Origin of the sequence: Frondihabitans sucicola, from assembly GCF_030296615.1 — a bacterium.
Lineage (GTDB): Bacteria > Actinomycetota > Actinomycetes > Actinomycetales > Microbacteriaceae > Frondihabitans > Frondihabitans sucicola.
Genome location: NZ_AP027732.1, coordinates 3,139,464 through 3,158,670 on the forward strand (window position 1 = coordinate 3,139,464; position 19,207 = coordinate 3,158,670).

17 protein-coding genes, 1 other RNA gene and 2 pseudogenes are annotated in these 19,207 nt (G+C 68.2%); 11 read left to right on the top strand and 9 right to left on the bottom strand.

Annotated elements, in window-relative coordinates; translation table 11 throughout:
* The first annotated feature begins 4 nt into the window (after nucleotides 1-4).
* Genes QUE79_RS16160 through QUE79_RS16175 form a run of 5 tightly spaced genes read left to right on the top strand, consistent with a single transcriptional unit; the run spans nucleotide 5 to nucleotide 2,456 of the window.
* A complete protein-coding gene (locus QUE79_RS16160; RefSeq protein ID WP_286343970.1) occupies nucleotides 5-673 on the top strand; it encodes a response regulator transcription factor in 669 nt (222 codons plus the stop codon).
* Complete coding sequence (locus QUE79_RS16165) at nucleotides 670-942, top strand: hypothetical protein (protein ID WP_286343971.1); 273 nt, start codon at nucleotides 670-672, stop codon at nucleotides 940-942. Before QUE79_RS16160 ends, QUE79_RS16165 begins: the two co-directional genes overlap by 4 nt.
* Nucleotides 939-1,478 (top strand): sensor histidine kinase, encoded by a 540-nt coding sequence (locus QUE79_RS16170; RefSeq protein WP_286343972.1) that lies wholly within the window; start codon nucleotides 939-941, stop codon nucleotides 1,476-1,478. The genes QUE79_RS16165 and QUE79_RS16170 overlap by 4 nt, the downstream gene beginning before the upstream one ends.
* The gene (locus QUE79_RS25690; RefSeq protein WP_350271562.1) at nucleotides 1,382-1,708 is read left to right on the top strand and encodes a sensor histidine kinase; all 327 of its coding nucleotides are present in this window, start codon (nucleotides 1,382-1,384) and stop codon (nucleotides 1,706-1,708) included. The genes QUE79_RS16170 and QUE79_RS25690 overlap by 97 nt, the downstream gene beginning before the upstream one ends.
* A 1-nt stretch (nucleotide 1,709) precedes the next feature.
* Nucleotides 1,710-2,456, top strand: a complete 747-nt coding sequence (locus tag QUE79_RS16175; protein WP_286343973.1) for an ABC transporter permease — start codon at nucleotides 1,710-1,712, stop codon at nucleotides 2,454-2,456.
* Between the two features lie 12 nt (nucleotides 2,457-2,468).
* Here the strand turns inward: QUE79_RS16175 and QUE79_RS16180 are convergent, their stop codons facing one another.
* The 7 genes and pseudogenes from QUE79_RS16180 to QUE79_RS16210 all read right to left on the bottom strand — a co-directional run bounded on the left by QUE79_RS16180 (nucleotide 2,469) and on the right by QUE79_RS16210 (nucleotide 8,389).
* The gene (locus QUE79_RS16180) at nucleotides 2,469-3,110 is read right to left on the bottom strand and encodes a DedA family protein (RefSeq protein ID WP_286343974.1); all 642 of its coding nucleotides are present in this window, start codon (nucleotides 3,108-3,110) and stop codon (nucleotides 2,469-2,471) included.
* A gap of 84 nt (nucleotides 3,111-3,194) precedes the next feature.
* Nucleotides 3,195-3,570, bottom strand: a transfer-messenger RNA (tmRNA) gene (ssrA, locus tag QUE79_RS16185).
* Nucleotides 3,571-3,640: 70 nt separating this feature from the next.
* Entirely contained in the window at nucleotides 3,641-4,117 is a 477-nt protein-coding gene (gene smpB / locus QUE79_RS16190) for an SsrA-binding protein SmpB (protein ID WP_286343975.1), read from the bottom strand.
* Between the two features lie 79 nt (nucleotides 4,118-4,196).
* Nucleotides 4,197-5,111: a permease-like cell division protein FtsX gene (gene ftsX / locus QUE79_RS16195; RefSeq protein ID WP_286343976.1), complete on the bottom strand. Its 915-nt coding sequence runs from the start codon at nucleotides 5,109-5,111 to the stop codon at nucleotides 4,197-4,199.
* Entirely contained in the window at nucleotides 5,108-5,932 is an 825-nt protein-coding gene (gene ftsE / locus QUE79_RS16200; protein ID WP_286343977.1) for a cell division ATP-binding protein FtsE, read from the bottom strand. The genes ftsX and ftsE overlap by 4 nt, the downstream gene beginning before the upstream one ends.
* A gap of 116 nt (nucleotides 5,933-6,048) precedes the next feature.
* A complete protein-coding gene (gene prfB, locus QUE79_RS16205; RefSeq protein WP_286343978.1) occupies nucleotides 6,049-7,158 on the bottom strand; it encodes a peptide chain release factor 2 in 1,110 nt (369 codons plus the stop codon).
* Nucleotides 7,159-7,226: 68 nt separating this feature from the next.
* Nucleotides 7,227-8,389 (bottom strand): annotated as a pseudogene (locus QUE79_RS16210) (cysteine desulfurase family protein).
* A 71-nt stretch (nucleotides 8,390-8,460) separates the two neighbouring features.
* Between QUE79_RS16210 and QUE79_RS16215 the strand changes: the two are divergent.
* The 6 genes and pseudogenes from QUE79_RS16215 (at nucleotide 8,461) to glgB (ending at nucleotide 16,031) form a co-directional block, all read left to right on the top strand.
* The gene (locus QUE79_RS16215; RefSeq protein ID WP_286343979.1) at nucleotides 8,461-9,342 is read left to right on the top strand and encodes an alpha-amylase family glycosyl hydrolase; all 882 of its coding nucleotides are present in this window, start codon (nucleotides 8,461-8,463) and stop codon (nucleotides 9,340-9,342) included.
* Nucleotides 9,327-10,523 (top strand): alpha-amylase family protein, encoded by a 1,197-nt coding sequence (locus QUE79_RS16220; protein WP_286343980.1) that lies wholly within the window; start codon nucleotides 9,327-9,329, stop codon nucleotides 10,521-10,523. Before QUE79_RS16215 ends, QUE79_RS16220 begins: the two co-directional genes overlap by 16 nt.
* Nucleotides 10,508-10,999, top strand: a complete 492-nt coding sequence (gene ybaK, locus QUE79_RS16225; RefSeq protein WP_286343981.1) for a Cys-tRNA(Pro) deacylase — start codon at nucleotides 10,508-10,510, stop codon at nucleotides 10,997-10,999. The genes QUE79_RS16220 and ybaK overlap by 16 nt, the downstream gene beginning before the upstream one ends.
* Before the next feature lie 75 nt (nucleotides 11,000-11,074).
* A complete protein-coding gene (locus QUE79_RS16230; protein ID WP_286343982.1) occupies nucleotides 11,075-11,359 on the top strand; it encodes a DUF3072 domain-containing protein in 285 nt (94 codons plus the stop codon).
* Nucleotides 11,360-11,885: 526 nt separating this feature from the next.
* A pseudogene (locus tag QUE79_RS16235) lies at nucleotides 11,886-13,852 on the top strand (alpha-1,4-glucan--maltose-1-phosphate maltosyltransferase).
* Between the two features lie 10 nt (nucleotides 13,853-13,862).
* Entirely contained in the window at nucleotides 13,863-16,031 is a 2,169-nt protein-coding gene (gene glgB / locus QUE79_RS16240) for a 1,4-alpha-glucan branching protein GlgB (protein WP_286343983.1), read from the top strand.
* Between the two features lie 221 nt (nucleotides 16,032-16,252).
* Here glgB and QUE79_RS16245 read toward each other — a convergent pair whose 3' ends face one another.
* A complete protein-coding gene (locus QUE79_RS16245; protein WP_286343984.1) occupies nucleotides 16,253-17,245 on the bottom strand; it encodes a tetratricopeptide repeat protein in 993 nt (330 codons plus the stop codon).
* The gene (locus tag QUE79_RS16250; RefSeq protein ID WP_286343985.1) at nucleotides 17,242-19,017 is read right to left on the bottom strand and encodes a DUF8094 domain-containing protein; all 1,776 of its coding nucleotides are present in this window, start codon (nucleotides 19,015-19,017) and stop codon (nucleotides 17,242-17,244) included. Before QUE79_RS16250 ends, QUE79_RS16245 begins: the two co-directional genes overlap by 4 nt.
* Nucleotides 19,018-19,207 lie beyond the last annotated feature (190 nt).

Below are 19,207 nucleotides of genomic sequence, written 5' to 3' on the forward strand. Positions count from 1 at the left end.
TCGCATGGATCGTTCCGCGCGTCTCCGGCTGCTGCTGGTCGAGGACGACCCTGCCCTCGGGCCGCTCATCGAGGAAGTCCTCTCCGAGGTGTACGACGTCGTGCGTCACGACGACGGCCGCCGCGGCCTCATCGCGGCGCTCGACGGCGACTTCGACGTGCTCGTCGTCGACCGCCGGCTGCCCTCGCTCGACGGTCTCAGCATCGTCGAGGCGCTCCGACGCGGCCGCGTGACGGCCCCGGTCCTCATGCTCACGGCTCTCGGTGCGGTCGGCGACCGGGTCGACGGCCTCGACGCCGGCGCCGACGACTATCTGGTCAAGCCGTTCGAGTTCGACGAACTCCTCGCCCGGCTCCGAGCGCTCACGCGCTCGTTCGACGGCGTCGGGGTGACCCTGCCGATCGGCGAATGGCACTTCGCTCCCGACGAACGCGTCCTCTCGTCGCCCTACGGCGGCCGCGTCGTCCTGACCGATCGCGAAGCCGACCTCCTGCGCGTGCTGGCGCGTGAGCCCGAGCGCACGTTCTCGCGCGAGCACCTGCTGCGCGTCGCGTTCCCGGCCGGCGAGAAACCCGGCACGGTCGATACCTACGTGCACTATCTCCGGCGCAAGTCGGAACCCGAGATCGTTCTGACCGTCCGCGGTCGCGGCTACCGCCTGGGTGCGCTGTGAGCGGCGTGCGCGAACCTCGGTTCCGGCGCGGCTCGGGTCGTTCGTCGGCACCGGGTGCCGGCGACCTCGACGCGCGCGAGACCCGTCGGGCGGCGCTTGCGATCGGCTGGCAGATCATGCTGGCGTCCGCAGTCGTCGTGCTGGGCATCGTCGTCATCGCGATCGTCTTCATCCTTCACCAGGCGCTGCCCCGCGAGCAGATCGAGGCCGATCACTCCCCGGGCCGCACATCTACGTCGACTCCGGCGATGTCCTGCAGGCGCTGGTGATCCTGGGCATCGGCGCTGTCATCTTCGCCGGCGCGGTGAGCTGGGTCATCGCGCGAAGGGCCGTGCGTCCCCTCGGCGAGGCGCTCCGGCTCCAACGGCAGTTCGTCGCCGACGCGAGCCATGAGCTGCGCACCCCGCTGGCGGTCCTCGATGCACGACTCCAGGTGGTGCAGCGACGAGAGCAGAGCACCGGCGCCGTCTCCCCCGAGTCACTGGCCGAGCTGCGCGCCGACTCGAAGGCGCTGATCGACATCGTCGGCGATCTGCTGCTTGCGGCCGGCAGCGGCGAACAGAGTGCCGGTTCCCCGGTCGAAGCCGGGCCGATCGTCGACGAGGCCGCCGCCTCGCTCGCCATCCTCGCTGACGACCGGGGCGTCGCGCTGTCGGTCGAGCACAGCGGAACGTCTCGCGTGACGCTCTCCGCAACGAGCCTCCGCCGGTGCGTGGTCGCCCTCGTCGACAACGCCGTCGCGCACTCCCCGCGGGCAGTTCGGTCGTCGTCCGACTCGCGGCAGAAGGATCGAAAGTCGTTCTGACGGTCACCGACGCCGGAACGGGAATCGTCGGCGTCGAACCGCAGCGCGTCTTCGACCGATTCACGCACGCCGACGCCCCACCAGACCCCTCGGGCCAGAGTCGTCCGGGCTTCGGGCTGGGCCTCGCCCTGGTCCGGGACATCGCCACCAGGCAGGGCGGCACCGTTCGGGTCGTCTCCACGTCGCCCGCCGGGACCACGTTCCGACTCGAGCTGCCGGCGGCGCGCTGACGTGACGATCCTGCCCACCCTTGTGGCCGTCGTCGCACTCGTCGCGGTCACGACCGCCATCGTCCTAGGGCTCCGGCTCGAACACCCGTGGCTGCAGCCCTGGGCGATCCTCCGGGCCGTCATCCAGCTCGGGCTCCTGAGCGTCATCCTGCTCGGCGTCATCTCGAATCCGGTATGGGTCGGCCTGTTCCTGGCCGCTATGGTGCTGGCGGCCGCCTGGACGGTCTCCACGCGGCTCAGGGTGGCACGGCGAACTCTGCCGTTCCTCGTCCTGACGGTGGCGGTCGCGTCGGCCGTGCCCGTCGTGATCGTCTTCGCCGTCGGCGCGGTCGACTTCACGCCCCGGTACGTCCTCGCGGTCGGGGGCATCGTCGTGGGCAACGTGATGACCGTCTCGACGCTGCTCGGTCGCCTCCTGGCGGCGCAGCTCGTCACGGAACGCGACCAGGTCGAAGGGTGGCTGGCCCTCGGCGCGACGCCGCGTCAGGCGGCGAGGAGCCTCACCCGCTCGGCTGCGTCTTCTGCGATCATCCCGTCGACCGATCAGACGCGCACCACCGGGATCGTCACGCTGCCCGGAGCGTTCGTGGGCGCCGTCTTCGGAGGCGCATCGCCGCTTGCGGCGGCGCAGTTCCAGATCGTCGTGCTCGCCTCGATCCTGGCGGCGGGTTCGGTGACCATCGCTCTGATGACATGGCGATTCGGAGCACCGCGCGTGGTGCCGACCGAGCCGGCTCCGCTCGCCTGAGCTGCGACGGAGTCAGCTCGGCCGAACGGCGTCGCTCCGCACGGCTGCAGCAGCACGGCGCTTCGCTTTGGACCGCTCGACGAGGGCGTGGATGAGGATCGGCACCACCGAGATCAGGACGATGACGACCGCCAGCACGTCGATGTGCTCCGTGATGAACGGGAAGCCGCTGAGCAGCGACCCCACGATCGTGAGCCCGCCCGCCCAGAGCGCTGCGCCGGTCACGTTCCAGAGCAGGAACGTGCGGTAGTGGTACCCGCTCGCCCCCGCCGCGAGCGGCACGTAGGTTCGGACGATGGGGACGAAGCGCCCCAGGATGAGCGCCGGACCGCCGTACCGGGCGTAGAAGGCCTCGGCTCGCTCGAGATACTCGGTCTTGAGCACGCGCGCATCGGGCTTGAACAGCCTGCGACCGAAGCGATGCCCGAGGAAATAGCCGGCACTGTCGCCCAGGACGGCGGCGACGAACGCGCAGATCGCGATGAGTGCGACGGAGAGGCCGAGGTGCTCGTGGAGCAGACCGGCCGTCACGAGGAGGGAATCGCCCGGCAGGAAGGGGAAGAGCACGCCGGACTCGATGAAGATCATCAGCGACAGCCCGCCGAGCGCCCAGGGCCCCAGGCCGTTGAGGAGGGTTTCGGGATCGAGGAGCATGCCGACAAGCGTGACAGGTGACGCTCAGAGAACTCCCAGAAGCTGCAGACAGCGCAAAAAGCACAGCAGCACGACAGAGGCCGATGGTGGAGATGGGGGAATTGAACCCCCGTCCATCGCTGAGATTGTACGCATTCTACGGGCGTAGCCGGATGAGTCGTTCTCCTCGGCTCCCACCTTTGCTACCGGCTTCTAGGTGGACGAGCCCAGTCAGAGTAAGAGTCCCGTGTGACCCTCTGGCGTAGTCACACAGCAAGCCCTCTAGATGACGCCAGGGTCCGGATAGAAGACAGTCTCCGGTCTGACGGACTTATGTGGCTCTACTGCTTACGCAGCGAGAGCGAAGTCAGTGCGCGATTTATTGGCACTTATTGTTTTCCAGAGATCGTTTACGAGATAACCCTGGATCCTCGGCCCGCTTCTCGTTCGCAAACAGGCGATGTCGAAACCGATCATCCCCTCGAGTGGGCCTCTGTCGTGCTCTGTGGAATTGTCAACCGCCGCGGCGAACCGCAGCCCTCAATGCTACCTCAGTCGCCGAGGTTCCTGCGAGCGGAGATGGCGCGGTCCGCCTCGCGCTTGTCGGTGCGCTCCCGGAGGGTCTGACGCTTGTCGTACTCTTTCTTGCCCTTGGCCACGGCGAGCTCGACCTTGGCGCGGCCGTCCGAGAAGTAGATCCGCATCGGAACGAGCGTGTAGCCGCCCTCTTTGGTCTTGTGGCTGATCTTGATGATCTGCTCCTTGTGGAGGAGGAGCTTTCGCTTGCGCCGCGGCGAGTGGTTGTTCCAGGTGCCCTGCGTGTACTCGGGGATGTGCACCGCGTCGAGCCAGATCTCGCCGCCCTCGACGAAGCCGTAGCCGTCGACCAGCGACGCCCGGCCCTGCCGGAGCGCCTTGACCTCGGTACCCGTCAGGACGATGCCGGCCTCATAGGTGTCGTCGATGAGGTAGTCGAAGCGCGCGCGACGATTCGTCGCGACGATCTTCTCGCCTTTTTCTTTGGGCATGACTGTCTCCTCGAGTCGGTACCGGAAGGACCGCCCTCAACCGGGCAGCCTTCAAGTATAAGACACGGCAGGAGGCTGTCTAGACCTTGAGGTAGCGCCGGATCGCGACGTTGGCCGAGAGAGCCGCCAGGACCGCACCGATCACGATCAGGAGAGGAACGACGATGACGGTATCGCTCAGCCCGACGAACGGCGTGCTCGCGAACGACCTCGCGAGATAGTCGCGCACGAAGAACTTGACGATCAGGAAGATCGCTCCGCCGGCCAGAACCGATCCCGCGAGCGCGGCGATCACACCCTCGAGGATGAACGGCGTCTGGATGAACCGGTTCGACGCGCCCACGAGTCTCATGATGCCCAGCTCACGTCTTCGACTGAATGCCGAGAGCCGGATCGTCGTCGCGATCAGCAGCACCGCGGCGATCAACATGAGGACGGCTATGCCGATGGCTGTGTACGACGCCGCGTTGAGGACCGCGAAGATCGGTTCGAGGTAGCCGCGCTGGTCGACCACGCTCTGGACTCCCGCCTGGTTCGACAGGCTCTCGCGGAGGACATCCGACTGCGACGGGTCTTTCAGGTTCACCCAGAACGTCTCGTTGAGGTACGAGGGCTGGACGAATTCGGTGGCGGGGCTGTCGGCGAACTGCTTCTTGAAGCGGTCGTAGGCCTGCTTCTGCGTCTCGAAGTACGACTTCTGGATGTAGGGCGCGAGCGTGGTCGACTTGAGCTGCGACTCGATCTGGTTCTTCTGATCGGTGGTCGCCTGGGCCCCCGTGCAGTTGCCGGTGGTGTCGGTGTCGGTGCACAGGTAGACGGCGACCTGCGCCTTGTCGTACCAGTACCCCTTCATCTGGTTGATCTGCATCTGCATGAGAACGGCGACCCCGACGAAGGTCAGCGAGATGAAGGTCACCAGCACGACGGAGATCACCATCGAGACGTTGCGCTTGAGGCCGGAGCCGACCTCGCCGAGGACGAGCCCGAGCCTCATTTGTCGGCTCCCCAGCTGGGAACGGACTGTCTCTCGACGGACTCGGGGTCGAGGCGCGGACCCGGCATGGTCTGCGTCTGGACGCTCTGCGTGCGCGGCTGCGCGGCATCCTGCCCGATCTGCTGGATCGGGACCGCCTGCGTCTGGTAGCCGCCGGACCGCTCGTCGCGGACGATGGTGCCGCCCGAGAGCTCGATGACCCGGCGCTGCATCTGGTCGACGATGCCGGCGTCGTGCGTGGCCATCAGCACCGTGGTGCCGGAGGCGTTGATCCGGTCGAGCAGGGTCATGATGCCGGCGCTGGTCGAGGGGTCGAGGTTACCGGTCGGTTCGTCGGCGAGCAGGATCGCGGGCCGGTTGACGATCGCCCGCGCGATCGCGACGCGCTGCTGCTCGCCACCGGACAGCTCGTGCGGCAGGCGTGCCGACTTGCCGGCGAGGCCCACCATCTTCAGCACGTCGGGGACGGCTTCGGAGATGTACCCCTTGCTCTTCCCGATGACCTGCAGGGTGAAGGCGACGTTGTCGAAGACCGACTTCTGCGGAAGGAGACGGAAGTCTTGGAAGACGACGCCGAGATTGCGGCGGAAATACGGGACCTTGCGGCTGGAGAGCGTGCCGAGGCGTTGGCCCAGGACGTGGATCTGCCCCTTGGAGGGCTTCTCCTCCTTCAGCACGAGGCGCAGGAAGCTCGACTTGCCGGACCCGGAGGCGCCGACGAGGAAGACGAACTCACCCTTGAGGATTTCAAGGGTGATCCCGTTGAGCGCCGGACGCGGATTGCCGGCATAGAACTTGGAGACCTCATCAAAGCGAATCATGACGGGGCAAGACTAGGCGCGAAACGCCGGAATCGACAGCAGGCGCGCCTCCCGATCAAGGACACGTCAGCGACTCAATGAGCCGCCTGAACGCAGGGTGAAAGCGGACCGCGCGCCTACTCGTCGTCGGCGCGCTTGCGCCAGCGGATCCCGGCCGAGATGAAGCCGTCGAGATCGCCGTCGAACACGTTCGACGGGTTGTTGACCTCGTACTCGCTGCGGAGGTCTTTGACCATCTGGTACGGCGCGAGAACGTACGACCGGATCTGGTCGCCCCAACTGGCCGTGATGGTGCCGGCGAGCTCCTTCTTCTTCGCGTTCTCCGCCTCTTTCTGGAGGAGCAGAAGACGCGACTGCAGGACGCGCATCGCCGCCGCCCGGTTCTGGATCTGGCTCTTCTCGTTCTGCATCGAGACGACAGTGCCGGTCGGGAGGTGGGTGATCCGGACGGCAGAGTCGGTCGTGTTCACCGACTGCCCTCCCGGCCCGGACGACCGGAAGACATCGACCCGGATGTCGTTCTCGGGGATGTCGATCGACTCGGTCTCTTCCATCAGCGGAATGACCTCGACCGCCGCGAAGCTGGTCTGGCGCTTGCCGGCAGCACCGAAAGGCGACATGCGCACGAGACGGTGGGTGCCGGCCTCGACGCTGAGCGTGCCGAAGGCGTAGGGCGCGTCGACCTCGAAAGTGGCCGACTTGATGCCTGCTTCTTCGGCGTAGCTGGTGTCCATCACGGTCACCTTGTACTTGTGCTGCTCCGCGTAGCGGAGATACATCCGCAGCAGCATGTCGGCGAAGTCGGCGGCGTCGACCCCGCCCGCACCGGCGCGGATGGTGATGACGGCAGGGCGCGGGTCGTATTCGCCGTCGAGCAGGGTCTGGATCTCGAGGGCGTCCATCATCTTCTGGATCGCGGCCAGCTCGACCGCGGCCTCGTCGGCGCTCTCCTGGTCGTCGCCGTCGTTCGCCATCTCGATCAGCACCTCAAGGTCGTCGAGCCGCTGCCCGGTGCCGGTGATGGTCTCGAGCTCGGACTTGCGGTGACTCAGATCGCTCGTGACGCGCTGGGCGTTCTCGGTGTCGTTCCAGAGCTCGGGGTCGGACGCCTCCTGCTCGAGCTCGGCGATCTCCTTCTCGAGGCGCTCGACGCCGATGACGGCGGAGATGTCGGAGAAGGTGGATCGCAGGGCAGCGATCTTGTCGGTGTAGTCGAGCTCGATCATGATGCTCAAGCCTACCGTTCGGGCCCGTCGCGCCCCGCGAGGGCGTCCCGTCGCGCCCCGCGAGGGCGTCAGCGGCCGAGCTGCGGCGCGCGGTCGGCGTAGCCGGCGCGCGTCGCGCGCGACACGGCGTCCGGCAGCGCCGCGAGGAAGGCGTCCACATCGGCTGCCGTGGTCGTGTGCCCGACCGTGATCCGGAGGGCACCGCGCGCCTCGTCATCGGTCAGCCCCATCGCGAGGAGGACGTGCGAGGCCTCGGGGATCCCGGCCTGACACGCCGACCCCGTCGAGACGCTGATGCCGGCCGCGTCGAGAAGGAAGAGCAGGAGTCGCCTTCGCAGCCGGGGAACGTGAAGTGCGCGTTGCCCGGGAGACGGTCGGCAGGATCACCGCGCAGCACCGCCGAGGGCACCGCGCGACGGACACCCTCGATGACGCGATCGCGGAGAGGTTCGTACGACGGGTGCGGTGAGGCCGCCGCGACCGCGAAGGCGACCGCCGCCGGGGCGTCCTGGGTCCCGGAGCGGACCTGCCGCTGTTGTCCGCCTCCGTGGATGAGTGGGACCACCGTCGCCGTCCGCGACAGCACCAGCGCACCGATCCCGATCGGCCCGCCGATCTTGTGGGCCGAGACGCTCAGGGCGTCGAGGCCGGTGGAGCGGAAGTCGATGGGCACCTGCCCGTAGGCGGCGACGGCGTCGGAGTGCACCGGGACGCCGTGGGCCGCCGCGAGCGCGACGATCTCGTCGACGGGCTGGAGGGTTCCGACCTCGTTGTTCGCCCAGAGGAAGCTCACCAGCCCGATGTCGTCGAACGACTCGAGGGCGAGCTGCAGGGCATCGATACGGATGCGCCCGCGGGAGTCGAGCGGGATCCATTCGAGCACTGCCCCCTCGTACCGTTCCAGCCACTCGACCGTGTCGACCGTCGCGTGATGCTCACCGCCCGGGACGAGGATCCGCGGCCTCGGGCGATCGGCCTGCCGCGCCCACCACAGGCCCTTGACGGCGAGGTTCACCGCTTCGGTGCCGCCGGACGTGAAGACCACCTCGATCGGATCGCAGCCGAGCGAGAGCGCGACCGTCTCGCGCGCCTCCTCGAGCACGCGCTTGGCGTTCTGCCCGGCGGTGTGGATCGACGACGGATTCCCGACCGTCCGCAGCGCCCGGGTGTAGGCGTCGATCGCCGCGGGGAGCATCGGCGTCGTCGCCGCGTGGTCGAGGTAGACCGCCATGGGGCTCTCCGTTCTCTCGCGCCGCGAATATGTGTCCGTATGAATACCGTCCGTTCATTACTCTAGAACGCGTGTCTGACGTCGACCTCCTCCGTGATGATCCGGTGATCGCCGACCCGCTGCACGACCTGGGGCTCACGGAAGGGCCCGACGGGCCCGTCCTCCGCGTCTGGGCGGGAGCCGCCAGCGGGGTCGACCTCGTGATCGACGACGCGCCGACCGAACGGGTGGTCCCGATGACCCGCGACGCGAACGGCGTCTGGAGCGGGAGCGACCCGCGGCTCCAGCCCGGGCGCCGGTACTGGCTGCGGGCCGACGGGGAGCCGGTGAGCCCGGAGAACGTCACGACCCCCTTCGACCCGACGGTCGATCTGCTCGATCCCTACGCCCGCGGCCTCGGCCGAACCGGCCGCGGCGCCTGGCGGGGCGTCGTCGTCGACGAGTCGTTCGAGTGGGGCGGCGTCGAGAAGCCGGGTACCCCGCTCGATCACACGGTCGTCTACGAGGCGCACGTCCGCGGCTTCACGCGGCTGTCACCGCACGTGCCGGAGGATCTGCGAGGCACCTACGCGGGTCTCGCCCACGAGAACACGATCGCCTACCTGAAGGAGCTCGGGATCACGGCGGTCCAACTGCTCCCCGTCCATCAGCACGTCGACGAGGAGCGACTCGTCGCTCAGGGCTTCGAGAACTACTGGGGCTACAACACGCTGTCCTATTTCGCTCCGCACGCCGCGTACGCCTCGCGCGACGCGCAGTTGGCCGGCCCCTCCGCGATCCTGCGCGAGTTCAAGGGGATGGTGCGCCTGCTGCACGCGGCGGGCATCGAGGTGTGGCTCGACGTCGTCTTCAACCACACCGCCGAAGAGGGCGAGGACGGACCGGTCATCGGTCTGCGCGGCCTCGACAACAGCTACTACCGGCACGACCCGCAGGGGTGCCCATCGACGTGACCGGCTGTGGCAACACCCTCGACACGAGCTCGCCGGCGGCCTCCCGCCTCGTGCTCGACTCCCTCCGCTACTGGGCGAACGACCTGCAGATCGACGGGTTCCGCTTCGACCTCGCGGCCACCCTCGGCCGCGGCCGCGACGCCGTCTTCTCCCCCGACGATCCGTTGCTCGCCGCCATCCGCGACGATCCGGCCCTGGCCGGCGTCAAGCTCGTCGCCGAGCCCTGGGACGTCGGCCTCGGCGGGTGGCAGACCGGAAACTTCCCCGCCGGGTGGAGCGAGTGGAACGACCGCTTCCGCAACCGCGCGCGCGACTTCTGGCTGCGCGACGTCGCGGACGCCCGCAGCGGCGGGGTGGCTGCCAACGGCCTGGGGAGCTTCGCGTCGAAGCTCAGCGGGTCCAGCAACATCTACGCGCACGACCGCGGGCCGCTGGCCGGCGTCAACTTCATCACCGCCCACGACGGCTTCACGCTCGCCGACCTGGTGTCGTACGACCACAAGCACAACCTCCGCAACGGCGAGGACAACCGCGACGGCACCGACGACAACCGCTCGTTCAACCACGGGGCCGAGGGACCGACCGACAATCCCTGGATCCTGGATGCCCGCCGCCGGGCGTCACGCAACCTGCTGGCCACGCTGTTCCTCTCGGCGGGCATCCCCATGCTGACGGCCGGGGACGAGATCGGCCGGACCCAGCGCGGCAACAACAACGGCTACTGCTCGGACGACGAGATCTCGTGGGTCGACTGGCAACTCGACGACGAGAAGGTCGCGCTGCTCGCCGACGCCAAAGCCCTCATCCGTCACCGCCGGGAGAATCCGGCCCTGCGCCCGACGCGCTTCGGAGCGACGGGCAGGATCACGCTCTCGGCCACGGACATGAGCTGGTTCGGCTCCGACGGCGAGCCGATGGCCCACGACGGCTGGAACGATCCGCACCGGCGCACGCTGCAGTATCTCGCAGCGTCGACGCCCGAAGTGGAGGCGTTCAACCGGGTCCTGGTCGTCGTCCACGGGACGGAGAGTGCGATCACGGTCACCCTCCCGGAGCACCAGGGCGTCTCGGCGTACGAAGTGCTCTGGACCAGTGGCGACGCCTTCGACCCCACACCGCGAAAGCCCGGAGACCGCTACGACGTCCTCGGACCGACCGTGACGCTGTGGCGAGTGTCGTGAGGCCGGGCGGCACTCCCGCAACGGTGGCGCTCGAGGCCAAGGGTGTCGCATTCACGCCGCACGCCTACGAGCATCAGGACACCGCGACGAACTTCGGCGAGGAGGCGGCCGCCGCCCTGGGGCTCGACGAAAACCGAGTCTTCAAGACCCTGATCGTGCAGGCCGACGCCGAGCTCGTGGTCGCCGTGGTGCCGGTCTCCGGAAAGCTCGACGTCAAGGCTCTCGCAACGCTCGTCGGGGCGAAGAAGGCCACCCTGGCCGATCCTGCGCTCGCGGCTCGACGCACCGGCTACATCGTCGGGGGGATCAGCCCCATCGGCCAGAAGACGGCGCTCACCACGATCGTCGACGAGTCAGCCGAGCTCTACGACACGGTCTTCGTCAGCGGAGGGCGGCGCGGCTTCGACATCGAGCTGGCCCCTCGCGACCTCGCCGAACTGACCGGTGCGAGGTTCGCGGCGATCGCCCGAGCCTGAGCGTCTTCCCCCGATTCCCTGGTCGCCCCGGCCGACGGGGTACAGCTTCGGAGGGGCCGGGGTACGGTGGCGCGCATGAGTGACACGACAGCAGACCGGCCCGACCCGACGCGCGACACCCCCGCCGAGGAGCACGCAGGCGGTGAGACCCTCGGCGGCGTGCATCCCGACCCCGCGAACGACGCCTCGAAAGACCCTGAGGAGTGGGTCACCGGCGACGAGCCCATCACGGGACCCCAGCGCAGCTACCTCGACACACTGGCACGTGAGGCGGGCGAGGAGATCTCGGCCGACCTCACCAAGGCGCAGGCCAGCGAAGAAATAGATCGCCTGCAGAAGAAGACCGGCCGCGGCGCCTGACCGCGGGCACGGCAAGACGCATCGCCCCGGATCGGGTATCCGGGGCGATGCGTCGTTCTCCCGTCTCGCGATTCGGGCGCGAGGCGGCGTCGAGGTCAGGCCTCCGCGCGTTCGGGCGCGCTGAGGACAGGACGATCACACCTGCGACAAGACCCATTCGGGTGAAGTCTTGGTGCAGTTGGTTCGGTGCTGATTCGGGCAACACCTGGCCGTTTCGGGCGGCTTCTGTGCGGTCGACGTCGACGTTGTTCTCGGGTTCCGCCGGGAGGGTTTGGCTCTCGGCGTGATGACGACATTACTGGTCCCCCATAGTGCGGACAAGGATCTCGAACGGTCGGTCTGCACCCAGAACGGGGGTATTTTCGTATCCCCCGCATTGAGGACACGATTCTGTACCCCGATTGGTGCTCCAGCACGTCGGCTGGACGTACCCCACGAGACCCGGACGTCGGGCGGAGCCGCAACCGGGTACGGTCGAGGCGTGGCGACACGATCAGAATCCAGAGCCGGAACCCGAGTCGGGCGAATCCCCATCCAGGGGTTGCGTCCGCGCACACCGGACGACCTCTTCGACACCAAGGCGTTCCACGGAGAGGTGGTCCCCTTCCAGGCCACCGTGTTCCGGGAGGGGCACGACGTCGTCGACGCGGCACTGGTCGTGGCCGACCCCTCGGGCGGGATCTCCCGAGCGCGGATGACCCCGGGTATCCCGGGTACCGACCTGTGGAGCAGCGATCACCTGTTCGAGGCCGAAGGCGTCCACACCTGGTGGGTCGAGGCCTGGACCGACGACTGGGCCACCTGGCTTCACGCCGCCGAGATCAAGGTGCCGCTGGGGCAGGATCTCGACAACGTCTTCGCGACCGGCCGCGACCTCCTCGAGAAAGCGGCACGACGCGATCCTGCGACCGCCCTGTTCCGCGACGGCGCCAAAGCGCTCGGCAACGCGGGGCTGAGTCCCGCGGCCCGACTCCGGGTCGCGACCGACGGCCGCCTCGCCACCGCTCTGGGCGCTCAGCCCCTCGCCAGCCTCGTGACCGCGAGCCCGAAGAAAAGGGTGCGCGTCGAGCGCGCGCGCGCCGGCGTCGGGAGCTGGTACGAGTTCTTCCCCCGCAGCGAGGGCGCCAAGAAGCTCCCCGACGGCTCCTGGCAGTCGGGCACCTTCCGGACCGCGGCGCGACGGCTCCCCGCGATCTCGCGGATGGGGTTCGACGTGGTGTACATCCCTCCCGTCCACCCGATCGGCACGACGTTCCGCAAGGGCCCCAACAACAGCCTGGAGGCCGGACCGAACGATCCGGGCTCCCCTACGCGATCGGCTCGAAAGACGGCGGCCACGACGCCGTCCATCCCGAGCTCGGCACGGTCGCCGATTTCGAGTGGTTCGTCGGTGCCGCCAAGAGCGTCGGCCTCGAGCTCGCTCTCGACCTCGCCCTCCAGTGCTCCCCCGACCACCCCTGGGTGCAGGAGCACCCGGAGTGGTTCACGACCCTGCCCGACGGCACCATCGCCTACGCGGAGAACCCTCCGAAGAAGTACCAGGACATCTATCCGCTCAACTTCGACAACGACTACGAGGGCATCAGCCGCGAGATCCTGCGCATCGTCCGCCTCTGGATCGACCGCGGCGTGACGATCTTCCGGGTCGACAACCCCCACACGAAACCCGTCCACTTCTGGGAGTGGCTCCTCGAAGACGTTCGACAGGACCACCCCGAAGTGGTCTTCCTGGCAGAAGCGTTCACGAAGCCGGCGATGATGCAATCGCTGGCCCAGGTCGGTTTCCAGCAGTCGTACACCTACTTCACCTGGCGGAACGAGAAGTGGGAGCTCGAGGAGTACCTCCGGGAGGTCTCCGACGAGACCAGCGCGTGGTTCCGACCGAACTTCTTCGTCAACACTCACGACATCCTGACGCCCTATCTGCAGTACGGCGGGGTGCCCGCCTACAAGGTGCGCGCAGCGATCGCCGCGACGGCGTCACCGACCTGGGGCGTCTATTCGGGGTACGAACTGATCGAGAACGTCGCTCGCCCCGGCTCGGAAGAGAACATCAACAACGAGAAGTACGAGTTCAAACCTCGGGACTGGGCCGCCGAAGAGGCGGCAGGCGCCTCGATCGCCCCCTACCTGACCCAGCTGAACCGGATCCGATCGCAGCACCCGGCCCTGCGCCAGCTGCGGAACCTCCGCGTCCACGGCAGCGACGACGACGCGATCCTGGTGTTCTCGAAGTACCTCGACGGCCGCCACACGCGCTCCGGCCGCTCCGACGCTCTCATCGTCGTGGCGAACACCGACCCGCACTCCGCCCGCGAGACGACGGTGCACCTCGACCTGACCGCCCTCGGACTTCCTCCGGGCAGCCGGTTCCTCGTCCGTGACCTGATCACCCAGGCGACCTGGACCTGGACCGATGACAACTACGTGCGTCTCGACGCCTTCGTCGAACCGGCCCACATCCTCAGCGTCGACTTCAATCGCACCCCCTAGGAGGAGCAGCATGAGCCACGACACCCTGGTGATCCCCGCTCTCGACCGGCACGAGGCCCACCTCGTCGCCGTCGGGAGCCACCCTCACCCCCACACCGTCCTCGGGCCGCACCACATCGACTCCGGAGTTCTCGTCCGGGTGCTGCGCCCGCTGGCCGAATCCGTCTCCCTGATCCTGGAGACGGGCGCGCGCCTGTCGATGGCGCACGTCGCTGAAGGCATCTGGGAGGCGCTGGCGATCATCGAGCCCGGCGCGTACCGCATCGAGGCCGGCTACGAGGGCTCCCCGCCCTGGATCGCCGACGACCCGTACCGGTTCTGGCCGACGGTCGGCGAGGTCGACCTGTACCTGTTCGGCGAGGGCCGCCACGAGAACCTGTGGCAGGTGTTCGGCTCACACGTCAGGACACACCAGGACACTCTTGGGACCGCGTTCTCGGTCTGGGCTCCGCACGCTCAGGCCGTGCGGGTCAAAGGAGACTTCAACGGCTGGTACGGCATCGCGCACGCGATGCGACGACTCGACGGCAACGGAATCTGGGAGCTCTTCGTGCCTGGCCTCACGCAGGGCACCTACAAGTACGAGATCCTGAGCGCCGACGGCCGCTGGGTCGAGCGGGCCGATCCCATGGCACGCCAGGCCGAGGTCCCGCCGTCCACGGCCTCCGTGATCACCTCGTCGACCCACGAGTGGGCGGACGCCGACTGGATGACCGCCCGCGGCCGGACGGAGCCGACGACCAGGCCGCTCAGCGTGTACGAGCTCCACGTCGGATCCTGGAGGCCCGGTCTCTCGTACCGTGAGCTCGCCGACCACCTGATCGCCTACGTGGGCGACCTCGGCTTCACGCATGTCGAGTTCATGCCCCTCGCCGAGCACCCCTTCGGCGGCTCGTGGGGTTATCAGGTCTCCGGCTACTACGCGCCCACCTCCCGCTTCGGCACACCCGACGATCTCAAGTACCTCATCGACCGGCTGCACCAGGCCGGCATCGGCGTCATCATGGACTGGGTGCCCGGCCACTTCCCGAAAGACGAGTGGGCCTTGGCGAAGTTCGACGGCCAGGCCCTCTACGAGCACAGCGACCCCCGGCTCGGCGAGCAACCCGACTGGGGAACCCTCGTGTTCAACTTCGGCGACTCCCACGTCCGGAACTTCCTGGTCGCCAACGCCCTCTACTGGCTCGAAGAGTTCCACATCGACGGGCTGCGCGTCGACGCCGTCGCCTCGATGCTGTACCTCGACTACAGCAGGAACGACGGGGAGTGGGTGCCGAACAAGTTCGGCGGCCGAGAGAATCTCGAAGCGATCGGCTTCCTGCAGGAGGCGAACGCCACGGCCTACAAGCGCAACCCGGGCATCATGATGATCGCCGAGGAGTCGACCTCGTGGCCGGGCGTCACCCGCCCCACGAGCGAGGGCGGCCTCGGCTTCGGCCTCAAGTGGAACATGGGCTGGATGCACGACAGCCTCGAGTACGTCTCGCGCGACCCCATGTACCGCAGCTACCACCACAACGAGATCACCTTCTCGTTCGTCTACGCGTTCAGCGAGAACTTCCTCCTCCCGATCAGCCACGACGAGGTCGTGCACGGCAAGGGCTCCCTGCTCACCAAGATGCCGGGCGACGAGTGGCAGAAACTCGCCAACGTCCGCGCCTACCTCGCTTTCATGTGGGGTCACCCCGGCAAGCAGTTGCTCTTCATGGGGTCCGAGTTCGGCCAGCCGTCGGAGTGGAGCGAGCAGCGCGGACTCGACTGGTGGGTGCTCGACCAGCCGACGCACCAGGGCCTGCACTCGCTCGTCCGCCGGCTCAACCTCGTGTACCGCGAGGAGGAAGCGCTCTGGGAGCGCGATTTCGACAACGACGGGTTCGAGTGGATCGACGGCGGTGCCGCCCAGGACAGCGTGGTGGCCTTCCTCCGCAAGTCGTCGGACGGCGACAAGATCGCCGTGTTCGCCAACTTCTCCGGCCAGCCGGTGCGGATGCGTCTCGGGCTTCCCGAGGCGGGCGTGTGGCACGAGATCCTGAACACCGATGCCGGTGAGTACGGCGGCTCGGGCGTCGGGAACTTCGGCAGCGTGACCGCAACGGACGACCCGTGGGCAGGCCGCCCGTCGTCGGCGGAGGTGCAGTTGCCGCCGCTCGGTGTCATCTGGCTCAAGCTCGCGCGCTGATCCTGCGCTGCCCTGCGGCTCCCGCCTCTCCCGCCGCTCCTGCTTCTCCCGCCGCTCTTGCTTCTCCCGAAATCGAAGGGGATCTGCCCCGACTCGGCGACTTCATGCCGATGTCGGGGGCGAAGACCGAGAATCCCCTTCGATTTCGGGAGGGGCGGGGCGAGGCGGGGGCGAGGCGGGGCGGGTCGAGGGCGGCGCGGCCCGGCGGGCGGAACGAGCGCTCAGTAGAGCAGCATCGTCAGCCGACGGCGCGCGGCCACGACCGAGGGGGCGTCCGTGCCGACGATCTCGAAGTACTCGAGCAGTCGCGTGCGGGCGACGTCTTTAGCCGCAGGATCGAGAGTCGGAAACACGGTCAGGACGCGGTCGAAGGCGTCGTCGACGTGGCCGCCGCTGACATCGAGGTCGGCCACCGCCAGCTGCGCCTCCAGGTCGTTCGGCGCGGCCGCGGCAGCACTGCGGACATCGGCCATCGTGACGCCCTGCAGACGGGCCAGCAACGAGACCTGGGCCAGCCCGGCGACCGCCAGCTGATCGCGCGGGTCCTGAGCGATCGCGGTGCGGTAGGCCGCCTGAGCCGCGGCGTAGTCGCCCTTCTCGATAGCGTCGTAGGCGTCTTGGTGGTGCGGAGGCAGGGGCTCCGGCTCGGGCTCGGCGGCCGGGCCGCTCTCGTCGGGGGTCGCGCCGCCCTCGACCGCTACGCGCCCGGTGACGCCGTTCTGCTCGGCGAGCTGAAGCACCTGCTCGAAGACGTCGCGCACCTGCGCCTCCGGGAGCGCGCCCACGAAGAGCGAGACGGGGCGCCCGCCGATGACGGCGGCAACGGTCGGGATCGACTGCGCCTGGAACGCCTGTGTGAGCTGGGGGTTCGTGTCGGCGTCGACCTTCGCCAGGACGAACCGGCCGTCGTACTCGACGACGAGCTTCTCCAGGATCGGAGACAGCTGCTTGCAGGGGCCGCACCACTCCGCCCAGATGTCGACGATGACCGGGACGGTGTTGCTCAGGTCGAGGACCGCCGAGAAGGTGGCGTCGGTGACGTCGATGACCAGGGACGGCAGAGAGCCGACCGGGGCGTCAGCCCCGGCGTCCGGCCCCGGCCCGCCGTCGACGGAGGCGCCGGGACCCGCTGTCGGGGCCTGCGCCCGATTCACCAGGGAGGAGAGATCGACTGCACCGCGGAGGCTCGCGGCGCTCGGGGGAACGTTGCTCATGACACTTCTTTCGCTGAGATCAGACCTTGACTGAAACCGAGCAGAACGATCTTGTCGCTCGAACCGACCGGGGGAACGGAGAAGAGCAGTTGGACGCCGTAGGTGGCGACGAGGCCCTTCGTCGACTTCGAGACGCCGCTGAGCGACTTGACCTCGCCCTCGGTGTTGACCTCCGCGCCGGGCTTCGTCGGTTTGACCGTCTCGATCTCGTTGAGGGACACCGAGACGATGGCGCCCGCGTTGATCGTCGCGAAGGCGACGCTCGGGTCGGTGGCGGTCTCGCTCGAGTAGGCGATCGAGGCCGTCGCCGGCAATTTCGCCGACTTGGCGTCTTTGTACGGCTTGCCGATCTTGTCGCGGAGGGTGTCGCCGTCCTTCTGGAAGTACTTCGCATCGGAACTCGCGTCGGAGTTCTTGAGGATGTCGGCGTAGGCCCCGGCCAGCTTGTCCGGCTCCATCGTGAGGAGCTTGACATCGGGTGCGAGTCGAGCCGATCCGATGCTCGCGGGAGCGACTCGCGGGATCTGCGCGCCGGCCTCGAGGCCCACCAGATAGTCGACCTTGTAGGGATCGCGAGCGGTCTGCTGGAGCAGCATCACACCGACGGGTGAGACCTTCGTGTCGGCCGTGGCGTCCTGCACCACGGCGAACACCGTTCGCGGCCACGAGTCGACCTGCTGCGGCAGGGTCAACGTGATCTTGCCCGACGGGATGGTGACCGGCGCGGCAGCGGTCTTGTCCGCCTTGCGGATCGTGTAGTTGGCCGTGCGTTGAGCGAGGGCGGGCCCGGTGAAGCGGGTGCCGGCAAGGGTTGCGTCCAGGTTCTTGTCGGCCTGCGTCTGGACCGCGGTGATGCGCTGGATGATCCTGGTGGCCTGCGACACCGTCACGGCCGGCGGCTGGAGGTCGCTCGCCTGCGGCACCGCGGTCGACGAGGCGGTGGGCGTCGGAGCGGCCGTGGAGTCACCCGACTGGATCTGCGGCCAGTAGTCGGACGAGCAACCGGCCAGGCCGAGCGACGCGACGAGCACGACGGGAACCACGGCCACCATGCGTCGACCGCGGCTTCCGCGCCCCGCACCACTGCCGAGCGCGGCCCGACGCGTGGAGCGCACGGAGCCGCGACGCTCCGAGCGAGGAAGCCTCGTACGACCGCCGCCCGAGTTGCGGCGCGGGCCCCGCGTGCGACGGTGATGACGAATGGCCCAGACGAAGAGGAGGATGCCGATGATGAAGACGAGCAGACCGGCCGAGAGGAGCGGGCCGACCAGCGGGGTCGCCGTCGAGAGCGGCCAGGTGACCGAGACCGTCTTCGGCGCCGGGTCGCTTCCGTCCGAGGCCACGATCAGCGAGATGTCGTCGGGTGCGTCGAGGGAGAAGTTGAGTTCGGGCCCGGTGTACTGCTCGTACCAGAGATCGGAATCGGCAGGATCGGGGGTCGTCGAGCTGCCGGGGACGGTCTTGGTCACGAGTTTCTGCGTGGCCTTGTCGAACGACACCTGGTTGTAGCTCGCGTCGCCCACCCACCCCTTGATGTCGGTCGAGCGGGCGTACGCCGCGAACGCCTTCGAGCCGCCCGCGATGTGGATGCTCTCGCGCCCGGGGATCCCCTTGAGGGCCTTCGCCGGGATGACGGTGATCGGGGCGTCCGACTTCATCGAGATCGACGACGTGACCGAATCGGGTGGAGCGAAGACCGTTCGTTGCGCGAGACCGAGCAGGACGAGCAGAGCCGCCACCACCAGGGTCACGACGGCAAAGACGAAGCGCACAGTGATTCTCCCTTCGTGCCACCATCCGGGAACTGGCGGCAGCGAATTTAAGACGTTTCAGGATAGCCGACGTCTCTGGGAGCAACCTAGCCAGCGCGGCGAGCGGCCCGATCCCGCTAAAATACGAAGGTTCGCCTTCGACCGGTGAGCCGTCCACTCGTTCATCGTCAACGTGCCTTGCCGTATCCAG

What these genes read in the sequence shown, in the direction of transcription:
- QUE79_RS16160 (WP_286343970.1), top strand. Translation starts at nt 5, where the DNA reads ATGGATCGTTCCGCGCGTCTCCGGCTGCTGCTGGTCGAGGACGACCCT.
- QUE79_RS16180 (WP_286343974.1), bottom strand. Translation starts at nt 3,110, where the DNA reads ATGCTCCTCGATCCCGAAACCCTCCTCAACGGCCTGGGGCCCTGGGCG.
- smpB (WP_286343975.1), bottom strand. Translation starts at nt 4,117, where the DNA reads ATGCCCAAAGAAAAAGGCGAGAAGATCGTCGCGACGAATCGTCGCGCG.
- ftsX (WP_286343976.1), bottom strand. Translation starts at nt 5,111, where the DNA reads ATGAGGCTCGGGCTCGTCCTCGGCGAGGTCGGCTCCGGCCTCAAGCGC.
- ftsE (WP_286343977.1), bottom strand. Translation starts at nt 5,932, where the DNA reads ATGATTCGCTTTGATGAGGTCTCCAAGTTCTATGCCGGCAATCCGCGT.
- prfB (WP_286343978.1), bottom strand. Translation starts at nt 7,158, where the DNA reads ATGATCGAGCTCGACTACACCGACAAGATCGCTGCCCTGCGATCCACC.
- QUE79_RS16230 (WP_286343982.1), top strand. Translation starts at nt 11,075, where the DNA reads ATGAGTGACACGACAGCAGACCGGCCCGACCCGACGCGCGACACCCCC.
- glgB (WP_286343983.1), top strand. Translation starts at nt 13,863, where the DNA reads ATGAGCCACGACACCCTGGTGATCCCCGCTCTCGACCGGCACGAGGCC.
- QUE79_RS16245 (WP_286343984.1), bottom strand. Translation starts at nt 17,245, where the DNA reads ATGAGCAACGTTCCCCCGAGCGCCGCGAGCCTCCGCGGTGCAGTCGAT.